Below are 12,548 nucleotides of genomic sequence, written 5' to 3' on the forward strand. Positions count from 1 at the left end.
CCTGGTATTATCCTAGTATTGCAGAGGCCCTCCATGCAGGAGCGACAGCGATGGCCGACCCGCGCCGCGTCGAATTCGGCGATTTTCTCAGGTCCCGCCGCGAAAAGCTGTCGCCGAAGACCGTCGGGCTTCCGGCTGGCCGCCGCCGGCGCACCGCGGGGCTGCGCCGCGAGGAGGTGGCGCAGCTCGCCGGCATCGGCGTCGACTGGTACATCCGGCTCGAGCAGGGCCGCACCGTCAGCCCGTCCGTCACCACCATCGACGCGCTGGCCCGCGCGCTCCGTCTCAGCAAGGCCGAGCACGCGCACCTGAAGGCATTGGCGCGTGACGGTGCCAGAGGCGCGTTCACGCGCGAGATCGTGCCGCCGCCGATCCGGCGGATGATCGCGAGCCTGAACCAGCCGGCCTATGTCACCGGGCGGCGCTGGGACGTGCTGGCCTGGAACGAGGCCGCCGAGGACATCTTCGCCTTCGGGCAGTTGCCGGAGCAGGATCGCAACACGCTGCTGCTGGTGATGACCAACAAGCAGACGCGAAAGTTCTACGGTGCGACCTGGATCGAGGTTGCGAAAAGCATGGTCGCGATGTTCCGCGCCACCCATGACGTCTGGGCCGGCGATCCCGCTTTTACTGAGCTGCTGGCGCGGCTGCGCCAGGGCAGTCCGGAATTCGTCAAATGGTGGGAAGCCCACGACATCCGCAGCACGATGTCCGGCCTCAAGACCATGAACCATCCGACCAGGGGCCTGCTCCGGTTCGAGCACACCAGCTTCCAGGCCAACGATGACCCCGCGCTGAAGCTGGTGATTTACACGCCGGTCGAGGGTGGGGACTGACGGGGCAGGCTTCAACTTCTGAAGACTGATTGGCAGGCCTGTTCACCTCTCGCGGCCAGCGCGCGCCGGTGTGATGCGCTCGACGCGCGCGCAAAATGTGGCGAGTGCGAGCAAAAAATGTGGCGACAATGGGCAGAGCAATTCGGCTACGCATTTTCAATTCGGCATCACGCGAATGTGCGCGCGACGTCGTTACGCGCGTACGCAGCTGACGCCCTCGAGCGAACATTGGAACTACAGAAAACACTTGTTTCAAAGGGTTTCGGACGCGCCCTGATAAATCTTCATTAATGAAGCGCGGGCCTTTGGCGCGAACTGTTGCGTCGAGGTTACAGCAATTCTGTCGATCGCTGTTATGACGACGGCACGGCCCGGGGGCCTCTGAAGAAACTGGAACGGGAATCAAATGAAGAAGAATTTGTTGCTTGCTGCTGTGAGCTTGGTCGCGCTGAGCGCGGCGGCGCCGGCGCTGGCTGCTGACCTCGCGGCGCGGCCCTACACCAAGGCGCCGCCGGCGGCGCTCGCTGCGGTTTACGACTGGAGCGGCTTCTACATCGGTATCAACGGCGGCGGTGGTTCGTCGCACTCCACTTGGGATCTCGTCGGCGGCGGCCGTGAGGGTTCGCACGATGCGACCGGCGGCACGGTCGGTGGCCAGATCGGCTATCGCTGGCAGTCCGGCCAGTGGGTGTTCGGCGTGGAAGGTCAGGGCAACTGGGCCGACTTCTCGGGCGACAATGTCAGCGCGCTGTTCGCCACTCGCAACCGCTCGAAGATCGATTCGTTCGGTCTGATCACCGGTCAGGTCGGCTACGCCTGGAACAACGTCCTGGTCTACGTCAAGGGCGGTGCGGCTGTGGTCGGCGTCAAGTACGACGTGTTCAGCACGGCTTCGGGCGCGCTGCTGTCGTCGAACGACCAGACCCGTTGGGGCGGTACGGTCGGTGCCGGCCTCGAGTACGGTTTTGCGCCGAACTGGTCGGTTGGCGTCGAGTACAACCACATCTTCCTGGAGGACAAGGACGTCACTTTCGCAGGCTTGGCGGGTACCGACCGCATCAAGCAGGACGTCGACATGGGCCTCGTCCGCCTGAACTACAAGTTCGGCGGCCCGGTGCTCGGCCGTTACTGAGACCGATCGCTCTTCTCGGAGCGCTCGTCGAGAAGCCCCGGCCTTGGCCGGGGCTTTTTTATTGTGTGAATTCATCGAGTTAACCATTGCCCTTGGAGGCCGTCTGCCGCGCTTGACTCTTCAGAACAAAATGAGAACAATGTTCTTCATACGTTCTAGCAAGGGAGCGAGGCATGTTCAGGGTTTTCGTCGAAGAAGCCGCCGCACTGGCGTCGATCACGCTGTTCGTCGGGATGATCGCGATCTGGGCTCAAGTCATACCGCAGCTCTGATTGCGGCGCTCCAGGGCGGGAGCCCACGTTGGCCCTTGGGGAAAAGCAGGACGGCGCGGCCAATTGGCCGCTCGGGCGTGGACTCTGAAGCTGCGGCACCTCACCATTGCGCGGCGAGTCGGCAGAAGAGGGCAGATGCGGGTGCATGATGCCTTGAGGAGCCGGCGACCGCTCCATTCCATCTGCAAGAGGCCGTCACGCGACCATGCCGAGCGCCGGATTTGTCCACCTTCACGTTCACTCGGCCTATTCGCTGCTCAAAGGCTCGATCAAGATCGGCAAGCTCGCCGAGCTTGCCAAGAAAGACCACCAGCCGGCCCTGGCGCTGACCGACACCGACAACATGTTCGGCGCGCTGGAGTTCTCCGACAAGATGGCGAGTTCCGGCATCCAGCCGATCGTCGGCTGCGAGCTGGCGATCGATTTCGGCGATCAGGATCCGAATGCGCGCAACGCGATGGGGCCGTCGCGCGTGGTGCTGCTGGCGGCGCAGGAGCGCGGCTATCGCAGCCTGATGCGGCTGAACTCGCGCGCGTTCCTGGAGACGCCCGACACCCATGCCTCCCACATCAAGTTCGACTGGCTCGAGGGCGAGACCGAGGGCCTGATCGCGCTGACGGGTGGACCGGACGGGCCGATCTCGCTGGCGCTTGCCGGCGGTCATGCCGAGCTCGCGGCCTTGCGCTGCGAGCGTCTGGCCGGCCTGTTCGGCGATCGCCTCTACATCGAATTGCAGCGTCACAACACCGAGAAGGAGCGGCGCGTCGAGAGCGGCTTGATCGACATCGCCTATGCCAGGGGCCTGCCCCTGGTCGCGACCAACGAGCCTTATTTCGCGACGACCGACGATTACGAGGCGCATGACGCGCTGCTCTGCATCGCCGGCGGGCGGCTGATCGCCGAGACCGAGCGCGAGCAACTCACGCCCGATCATCGCTTCAAGACGCGCGCCGAGATGGCGGTGCTGTTCGCCGATATTCCGGAGGCGCTGGCCTCGACGGTGGAGATCGCCGAACGCTGCTCCTTCCGCCCGATGACGCGCAAGCCGATCCTGCCGCTCTTTACCGTCGGCGCCGCGCAGAGCTCGGACGCTGCCGCAGTCGAGGCGGCGGAATTGAAGCGCCAGGCGGAGGAGGGGCTCGCCAAGCGTCTCAGCGTCCACGGCCTGTCGCAAGGCACCAGCGAAGAGGATTACAACAAGCGCCTGGCGTTCGAGCTCGACGTCATCATGCGCATGAAATACGCGGGCTACTTCCTGATCGTGTCCGACTTCATCAAATGGGCGAAGAGCCAGGGCATTCCGGTCGGGCCTGGCCGCGGCTCGGGCGCGGGCTCGCTGGTTGCCTGGGCGCTGACCATCACCGACCTCGATCCGATCAAGTTCGGCCTGCTGTTCGAGCGCTTCCTCAATCCCGAACGCGTCTCGATGCCGGACTTCGACATCGACTTCTGCCAGGACCGCCGCGGCGAGGTGATCAAGTACGTCCAGGAGCGCTACGGCCGCGACCAGGTCGCGCAGATCATCACCTTCGGAACGCTGCAGGCGCGCGGCGTGCTGCGCGACGTCGGCCGCGTGCTACAAATGCCCTATGGCCAGGTCGACAAGCTGACCAAGCTGGTGCCGCAGAATCCGGCCGCACCGGTGACCCTTGCGGCCGCGATCGAGAGCGAGCCGAAGCTCCAGGCGTTCCGCGACGAAGATCCGATCGTGGCGCGCGCCTTCGACATCGCGCAGCGCCTCGAAGGCCTGACGCGGCACGCCTCGACCCACGCCGCCGGCATCGTGATCGGCGACCGCCCCTTGAGCGAGCTGGTGCCGCTCTACCGCGATCCCAAATCCGACATGCCGGTGACCCAGTTCAACATGAAATGGGTCGAGCCGGCCGGCCTCGTCAAATTCGACTTCCTCGGCCTGAAGACGCTCACCGTCCTCGACGTCGCGGTGAAGCTGTTGAAGCCGCGCGGCATCCATGTCGATCTCGCCACGCTGCCGATCGACGATGCCGAGAGCTACCAGATGCTGGCCCGCGGCGAGGTGGTCGGGGTGTTCCAGGTTGAAAGCCAGGGCATGCGGCGCGCGCTGGTCGACATGCGCCCGGACCGTTTCGAGGACATCATCGCGCTGGTGGCGCTGTATCGGCCGGGCCCGATGGCGAACATCCCGACCTATTGCGCGCGCAAGCACGGCGACGAGGAGCCGGAATATCTGCATCCCGTGCTGGAGCCGATCCTGAAGGAGACCTTCGGCGTCATCATCTACCAGGAACAGGTGATGCAGATCGCGCAGGTGATGTCGGGCTATTCGCTCGGCGACGCCGACCTGCTGCGCCGCGCCATGGGCAAGAAGATCCGCGCCGAGATGGACAAGCAGCGCGACATCTTCGTCGCCGGCGCGGTGAAGAACGGCGTGCCGAAGGGGCAGGCCGAGACCATCTTCGAGCTGCTCGCCAAGTTCGCCGATTACGGCTTCAACAAGAGCCATGCGGCAGCCTACGCGCTGGTGTCCTACCACACCGCCTACATGAAGGCGCATTACCCGGTGGAGTTCATCGCGGCGTCGATGACGCTCGATCTCAACAACACCGACAAGCTCTCCGAATTCCGCTCCGAGGCGCAGCGCCTCGGCATCAAGGTCGAGCCGCCGAACATCAACCGCTCCGGCGCGACCTTCGAGGTCGGCGAGAAGACGATCTACTACGCGCTCGCAGCGCTCAAGGGCGTCGGCATCCAGGCGATCGAGCAGATCATCGAGGAGCGCACCAAGCGCGGATTGTTCACCTCGCTCGCCGACTTCGCCGCGCGGGTCAATCCGCGCGCGATCAACAAGCGCATCATCGAAAGTCTAGCCGCCGCCGGCGCCTTCGACACGCTGGAGCCGAACCGCGCCCGCGTCTTCGCCGGCGCGGACTCGATCCTGGCCGCCTGCCAGCGCGCGCATCAGGCCGAGACCATCGGCCAGAACGACATGTTCGGGATGTCGGCGGATGCGCCGACCATCATGCTGCCGCAGATCGAACCCTGGCTGCCGGCCGAGAAGCTCCGCCGCGAATACGACGCCGTCGGCTTCTTCCTGTCGGGCCATCCGCTCGACGATTATGCCACCGTGCTGAAGCGGCTGCGGGTGCAGAGCTGGGCGGAATTCTCGCGCGCGGTGAAGACCGGCGCCACCGCCGGCAAGGTCGCCGCCACCGTGGTCTCGCGCATGGAGCGGCGCACCAAGACCGGCAACAAGATGGGCATCATGGGGCTCTCCGATCCCACGGGCCATTTCGAGGCGGTGCTGTTCTCCGAAGGCCTCGCGCAATATCGCGACGTGCTGGAGCCGGGTGCCGCCGTGCTGCTGCAACTGGGCGCCGAGCTGCAGGGCGAGGATGTCCGCGCCCGCGTGCTGCATGCCGAGCCGCTCGACGATGCCGCCGCCAAGACGCAGAAGGGCCTGCGCATCTTCGTGCGCGATACCAAGCCGCTGGATTCGATCGCCAAGCGTTTGGCCGGCCCCGATATGGCGGCTGCAAACGGCGCTGCGCCGAAGGTCGGCAGTCCGGGCATCGCGCCGCGCGGAAATGGCGACGGCGAGGTCTCGCTGGTGATGATGCTCGACCTCGAGACCGAGGTCGAGATGAAGCTGCCCGGCCGCTTCAAGGTCTCGCCGCAGATCGCCGGCGCGATCAAGGCGGTCGCGGGCGTGGTGGACGTGCAGCAGATCTGACGCTGCCTGCACCGTCGCAAACCAAAGCTTAACTATCAGGCTCACGCATGGTTTCGAAGTCTGCCGGGCACAGCTATCAGTTGTTTCCCGGCGCGAAACAAGGAAGAACAACCATGTGTGACAAATGCTGTGAAAATCCCGATCAATCGCTCGCTCCCTCCCGCCGCTCGATGATGCTTTTCGCCGCCTCCGCGCTGGGGGCCGCGGCGTTTGGCGGGGCCGCGTCGGCCAAGGAGGCGAAGGCGCCGCCGAAACCCCAGAACGTGCTGTCGCCCGATGCGGCGCTGAAGCGGCTGATGGAGGGCAATTCGCGCTACGTGTCGGGCGTGTCGCGCCGCCACGATTTCAAGCATGAGCGCGAGGCTCTGGTCGGCGGTCAAAATCCCTACGCAGCCGTTCTGAGCTGCGCCGATTCGCGGATCGCGCCCGAATACGCCTTCGATAGCGGACGCGGCGATCTGTTCGTGTGCCGCGTCGCCGGAAATTTTGCCGGCGACGAGACCGTTGCGAGCATGGAATACACCGTCGCCGTGCTCGGCACGCCGCTGATCCTGGTGCTCGGCCACGACAATTGCGGCGCCGTCGACGCCACGATCAAGTCGCTGAAGGACGACAAGCCGCCGCCCGGACACATCCCCACGCTGATCTCCGCGATCGCGCCGGCGGTGAAGACCGCGGCCCAACAGAGCGGCAACGCGCTCGACAACGCCATCCGCCAGAACGTCATCGACAACGTTGCCAAGCTGAAATCGGCCGCGCCGATCCTCAACGCGGCGGTCGAGCAGGGCAAGCTCAAGGTGGTCGGCGGTATCTATCGGCTGAGCACGGGCACCGTCGAGTTGCTTGCCCAGGGCTAAAGCCCGGCGTTTGGAGCACCGGGCGTCGCGTGCAGCAGCACCGACGTCCGGTCTGCGCGATCTCCGCGATGGTTGTCGGACGTTGTTGCAACCTGTCGCTGATTCCAGCTAGCATGCATCCCGGGGAATGGACTGGGGTGTGCGATGTTGCGACGGGGCGCGTTGTTGTTGGCCGTCGGTGCGATGCTGGTGGGCTGTGTCAGCGATCAGGTCGGGACCGACTTTGCCTCTGTATCAAAGAAAGTCGGACCTCCGCGCGCCGGACATTCGCGCGTCGTCCTGCTCCAGGACAAGCGGAACGGTCTCAGCATGGCCATCTGCGCCTGCGAGGTGAAGCTCGACGGTGCGCCGCTCGGCAAGGTGGTGGCTGGGAAATATGCCTATGCCGATCGGCCGGCAGGTCGCCACGAATTGCTGGTGACGGAGCTGATGTTTCCGGGCGACACCAAGCGCGAGATCGTGATGGAAGCCGGCCGGACGCATTTCTATCTCATCAGGAGCAGCCCCAGGCACGATGCCACGACGGGCGGAGCGGTCCTCGGCGGTCTGATCGGGCTTGCAGCGGTTTCCGTCGCGACGGCGGGCGAGGCCAATCCCGGTCCGGCCGAACTCGTTGCGCTGGACGAGGCGACGGCGCGAACGAAGCTCGCCGAGCTGCAAGCGGTGGAGTGAGGCGCGCTGCGCAGGGACCTGAAGGAGCCTTGCGCCGTTTCGACGCTGACTTGAGGTCGCCGTGAGGCTGCTGCGGAGCTGACGCGAGCGGCGGCGCGGCCACGCCACCGCCTCAATCCGAGCTTTTCGTTCAAGCGCCGTTCAGCTGGCCGCGCGCCTGATGCGTGGTGGCACCGCAACAAGAATAACGGGCAAGCAAGCCATGCGTGGGACGTTCAGAGTCTTCATTTGTCTTCTCCTGCCGATGATGGTCCTTGCCGCCGGCGCGCCGGACGCGGCCCGCGCGCAGCAGCCGGAAAAGCGCATCGCGCTCGTGGTCGGCAACGGCGCCTATGCCAAGTCGCCGCTGGCAACCCCCGCGAACGATGCCGGCTTGATCGCGCAGACGCTGCAGGCGGCCGGCTTCGACGTCGTCGGAGCGCGCGATCTCGACGGCGACACGCTGCGCAAGAGTCTTCGCGACTTCATCCAGAAGGCCCAGGCCTCGGGGCCGGGAACCGTCGCGATGATTTATCTTGCCGGCTATGGCGTGCAGCTAGCCGGCGAGAACTATTTCATCCCGGTCGATTCCAACATCGCGCGCGATACAGACATTCCGACCGAGGCCCTGCGCATCAGCGATTATGTGCGTCAGCTCGCTGCGATTCCGCTCAAGGCCAACATCCTTGTGCTGGACGCGGCCCGCGCGCAGCCGTTCATCGAGGGCGGGATCGCGGGCGGTCTGGCGTTGGTCGAGCCCGACGCGAACATGCTGATCGCGTTCAACGCGGCGCCCGGCACTGTCGCGCCGGAGGAGCCGGGGCCGTACGGCATCTATGCGCAGTCGCTGGCCGAGATGATCCGCACCGGCGGCCTGCCGCTGTCGGAGGTGTTCGACCGTGTCCGCCTGCGCGTCAACGAGGCCAGCAAGGGCGCGCAGGTGCCCTGGAACGAGCAGAAGATCTCGGCACCGTTCTCGTTCTTCGAGCGCGGGCCCGACGCGCCGCCGCCGGAGACCGCACCCGACCAGGTCGCCGCAATCCGCAGCAAGCCGATCCGCGATCTCGGCGTGCAGGACGCTTATGCCGCCGCGCTCGCGCGCGACACGCTGCCGGCCTATGAGGAATTCCTCGCGGCCTATCCGGGCGATCCGCTCGCAAAGCGCGTGATGGCGATCGTGGCGGCGCGCCGCGAAGCCATCACCTGGCGGCGGACCTATCGCGCCGATACGCCGGACGCCTATTGGTCGTATCTGCGCCGCTATCCGCACGGGCCGCATGCGAGCGATGCCCGGCGCAGGCTCGCGATCCTGACCGCGCCGCTCGAGCCGCCGCCGACTTTCACGATGCTGGACTACGACGTGCCGCCACCGCCGCCGGAGGAGGTGGTCTATTTCGACCGTCCGGTGCTGTATTTCAGCGACCCCGATTTCGGCTTCGCGCCGCCACCGCCGCCGCCGGTCTATTATCTGCCGCCGCCGCCGCCGGATTTCGTCGTGCTGGCGCCGCCGCTGCCGGTGGTCGGCCTGTTCGTGCTGCCACAGCCGGTGTTCGTGCCGATTCCGGTGTTCGTCCGGCCGCCGGTCTATGTCGCGCCGCCGCCGAACAACATCATCTACCAGAACATCCATAATACGACGGTGATCAACACTGTGATCAATCGCCCGCCGGCACCTGCGCCGGCCGCGGGGCCGGGACCTGGTCCGGCCAATCTGGCGCCGGCGGTTGCCGGCCGTGCCAATCCGGCAGGGCCGGCCGTGCCGCAGGCGGTCGCGCAGCGCGCCGCGCTGATCCAGCAGGGCAAGGCACCGATGCCGCCGAGCGCGACGATCCAGCCGACGGCGAGGCCGGGTATTCCGGCACCAGCTCCGGCCAATGTCGCTCCCACCACAACAGTGCAGCCTCCGGCTGGGGCTAAACTGCCGCAGGCCAATACCTTGCCGGCGCCGGGGACTCCGGGCACTCCGCCGACGGGGGCGGGGGTTGCGCCCGGTGTCGCCGCGCCGAACGCCGCACCAAGTCCGACCGCGCCGGCGCCGGCCGGCAATGCTGCGACGACGCCGCACCCACCAGCACCCGCCAAGCTGCCGCAGGCGAACACATTGCCTGTCCCCGGGACCCCTGGCGGACCGCCGCCGGCGGCTGGTGCAGGGCGCGCGCCCGGCGCTGCCTCACCCCCCGGCAAACCCGTTGCGACCACCACCTCGCCCGCCGGCAACATCCCGCCCGCGCAGCCGAACGCGGCGACCGCGCCGGCGCCCAACCAGCCGCCGTCCGCAACTGACCGGCGTGGCAGGCCGGCCGGTCCCCAGCCTGGCGCATTGCCGCCTCCGAGCGCGGCCACCGGCCGGCCGGGGGTCCCGAGCGCGGTCAGACCGGCGGCGCCTCCACCGCCGCCGCCGGTGGCAGCGCGGGAGCCGTCCAGGGTCCCGGATCATCGGCCCGGCCCGCCGCAGGCCGCCAAGCCCGTCACGCCGCCAGCGCATCCGCAGGCTCTGGCGCGACCGACGCCCCCGCCACCGCCAAGGGTCGCACCGCCTCCGCCGCCACGGGCTGCGCCTCCGCCCGCGGCCGTGGCCCGGCCGGCCCCACCGCCGCCCGTGGCCCGGCCCGCACCGCCCCCAATGGCGCGGCCGGCGCCACCTCCGCCTCCGGTTGCGCGGCCCGCGCCGCCACCACCGCCCGTTGCGCGGCCGGCGCCGCCGCCAATGGCTGCCGCGCCGCCGCGTGCGGCGCCGCCTCCGCCTCCGCCGCGGCCCGCCGGACCTCCCCCGAAGTCTTGCCCGCCCGGCCAGCCGAAGTGCTAGCCGGTCGAGGAGGGCGCCGGGAATCGGCGCCAGCGTAGCGACCGCAGCTTTCGGGCGCGCGCGAGCGCCGCCTTATTTCCTTGCTTCTGGCCGAAATGGCGCTATATAGCGCGCCATCTCACACGGAAACATGGCTCACAAGGCCGTCCGGTGGCAGCCGGGGCGAGAACGCTCCGTTTTGCTCACACGTTTCCGGAGGAACCAACCGGAGAAATAGAACGATGGCACTACCCGATTTCACTATGCGTCAGCTGCTCGAAGCTGGCGTGCACTTTGGTCACCAGTCGCACCGCTGGAATCCGAAAATGGCTCCGTTCATTTTCGGCACCCGTAACAACATCCACATCGTCGATCTCGCCCAGACCGTGCCGATGCTGCACCAGGCCCTTCAGGCCGTCAGCGACACGGTTGCCAAGGGCGGCCGCATCCTGTTCGTCGGCACCAAGCGCCAGGCGCAGGACGGCGTCGCCGACGCGGCCAAGCGCTGCGCGCAGTATTTCGTCAATTCGCGCTGGCTCGGCGGCACGCTGACCAACTGGAAGACGATCTCGGCCTCGATCAAGCGCCTGCGTCACCTCGACGACGTGCTGGCGGGCGGCGATGCCAGCTCCTACACCAAGAAGGAGCGCCTGACGCTTCAGCGCGAGCGCGACAAGCTCGACCGCTCGCTCGGCGGCATCAAGGACATGGGCGGTCTGCCCGACCTGATCTTCGTGATCGACACCAACAAGGAAGACATCGCGATCCAGGAGGCTCAGCGCCTCAACATTCCGGTCGCCGCGATCGTCGACACCAATTCCGACCCGAAGGGCATCACCTATGTGGTGCCGGGCAATGACGATGCCGGTCGCGCCATCTCGCTGTATTGCGACCTCATCGCGCGTGCGGCGATCGACGGCATCTCGCGGGCCCAGGGCGATTCGGGCGTCGACGTCGGTGCCTCGACCCAGCCGGTCGTCGAGGAACTGCCGGCGGCGTCGACGAGCGGCTTCCAGGGCCTTGCAGGTCCGCGCGGCACCGCCGACGACCTCAAGAAGCTCCCGGGCGTGTCGGGTGCGATCGAGAAGAAGTTCAACGACCTCGGCATCTTCCACTACTGGCAGCTCGCCGAGCTCGACCACGACACCGCGCACACGATCGGCGAAGAAGTCGGTCTGCCGAGCCGCGCGGATGCCTGGGTGGCCAAGGCCAAGGCGCTGACCGCAGAAGCGGAATAGTCGAGAGAGCATGGGCTGGCCGGATGAGATCCGGCCACCATTTCAGTTGACGCGAATTCCTGAGATGGACCGCGGCGGGGCGCTTCGATGCCACGCCGCGGCGAACCGGCAGGCACAAAGGATTTTCAACGATGGCAACGATCACAGCTGCGATGGTCAAGGACCTGCGCGAGTCGACCGGCGCGGGCATGATGGACTGCAAGGCCGCGCTGACCGAAAACGACGGCAACATGGAAGCGGCGCAGGATTGGCTGCGCAAGAAGGGCCTGTCCAAGGCCGCCAAGAAGTCGGGCCGCGTCGCCGCAGAAGGTCTGATCGGCGCGCTCACCAAGGGCACCAAGGGCGTCGTGGTCGAGGTCAATTCCGAGACCGACTTCGTCGCGCGCAACGGTCAGTTCCAGGGCCTGGTCAAGATGATCGCCCAGGTCGCATTCGACGTCGGCGCCGACGTCGAGAAGATCAAGGCCGCCAAGGTCGGTGACGTCACGGTCGAAGCCGCGATCAACGACGCGATCGCCACCATCGGCGAGAACATGACGCTGCGCCGCGCCGCTGCGCTCGAGGTGAGCCAGGGTGTCGTGGCGCACTACGTCCACGGTGCCGTCGTCGATGGCGCCGGCAAGATGGGCGTGATCGTGGCGCTGGAATCGCCGGGCAAGGCCGACGAGCTCGCAGCGCTCGGCCGCCAGATCGCGATGCATGTCGCCGCCGCCAACCCGCTCGCGCTCGATCCGTCCGGCCTCGATCCGGCGGTGGTCAAGCGCGAGAAGGACGTGCTTGCCGACAAATATCGCCAGCAGGGCAAGCCCGAGAACGTGATCGAGAAGATCGTCGAGTCCGGCCTGAAGACCTACTACAAGGAAGTCTGCCTGCTCGAGCAGGCCTTCATCCACGACACCGGCAAGTCGGTGGCGCAGGCGGTGAAGGAAGCCGAGGGCAAGGTCGGCGGCGCCGTGAAAATCGCGGGCTTTGTGCGCTATGCTCTCGGTGAGGGAATCGAAAAGCAGGAAAGCGACTTCGCCGCCGAGGTCGCCGCGGCCAGCGGCAAGAAGTAAGCGCCGGAACGTT

General features: G+C 66.9%; 8 protein-coding genes. All 8 read left to right on the forward strand.

From position 1 onward, the window contains the following. Positions 1 to 50: 50 nt before the first annotated feature. A complete protein-coding gene (locus D6B98_RS12795; protein WP_126257365.1) occupies positions 51 to 836 on the forward strand; it encodes a helix-turn-helix transcriptional regulator in 786 nt (261 codons plus the stop codon). A 406-nt stretch (positions 837 to 1,242) separates the two neighbouring features. Further along, the gene (locus D6B98_RS12800; protein WP_126257366.1) at positions 1,243 to 1,968 is read left to right on the forward strand and encodes an outer membrane protein; all 726 of its coding nucleotides are present in this window, start codon (positions 1,243 to 1,245) and stop codon (positions 1,966 to 1,968) included. 477 nt (positions 1,969 to 2,445) lie between these two features. After that, positions 2,446 to 5,949, forward strand: a complete 3,504-nt coding sequence (gene dnaE, locus D6B98_RS12805; protein WP_126257367.1) for a DNA polymerase III subunit alpha — start codon at positions 2,446 to 2,448, stop codon at positions 5,947 to 5,949. A gap of 113 nt (positions 5,950 to 6,062) precedes the next feature. Next, complete coding sequence (locus D6B98_RS12810) at positions 6,063 to 6,806, forward strand: carbonic anhydrase (RefSeq protein ID WP_126257368.1); 744 nt, start codon at positions 6,063 to 6,065, stop codon at positions 6,804 to 6,806. A gap of 144 nt (positions 6,807 to 6,950) precedes the next feature. Beyond that, entirely contained in the window at positions 6,951 to 7,478 is a 528-nt protein-coding gene (locus D6B98_RS12815) for a DUF2846 domain-containing protein (RefSeq protein ID WP_164718566.1), read from the forward strand. A 202-nt stretch (positions 7,479 to 7,680) separates the two neighbouring features. Next, positions 7,681 to 10,263, forward strand: a complete 2,583-nt coding sequence (locus D6B98_RS12820) for a caspase family protein (protein ID WP_126257369.1) — start codon at positions 7,681 to 7,683, stop codon at positions 10,261 to 10,263. A 221-nt stretch (positions 10,264 to 10,484) separates the two neighbouring features. Further along, positions 10,485 to 11,480, forward strand: a complete 996-nt coding sequence (locus tag D6B98_RS12825) for a 30S ribosomal protein S2 (RefSeq protein ID WP_126257370.1) — start codon at positions 10,485 to 10,487, stop codon at positions 11,478 to 11,480. 131 nt (positions 11,481 to 11,611) lie between these two features. Next, on the forward strand, positions 11,612 to 12,535 hold the full coding sequence (gene tsf / locus D6B98_RS12830; RefSeq protein WP_126257371.1) for a translation elongation factor Ts: 924 nt from the start codon (positions 11,612 to 11,614) through the stop codon (positions 12,533 to 12,535). The last annotated feature ends 13 nt before the right edge of the window (positions 12,536 to 12,548 follow it).

The sequence above is a fragment of the Bradyrhizobium sp. LVM 105 genome (assembly GCF_003957705.1).
GTDB lineage: Bacteria > Pseudomonadota > Alphaproteobacteria > Rhizobiales > Xanthobacteraceae > Bradyrhizobium > Bradyrhizobium frederickii.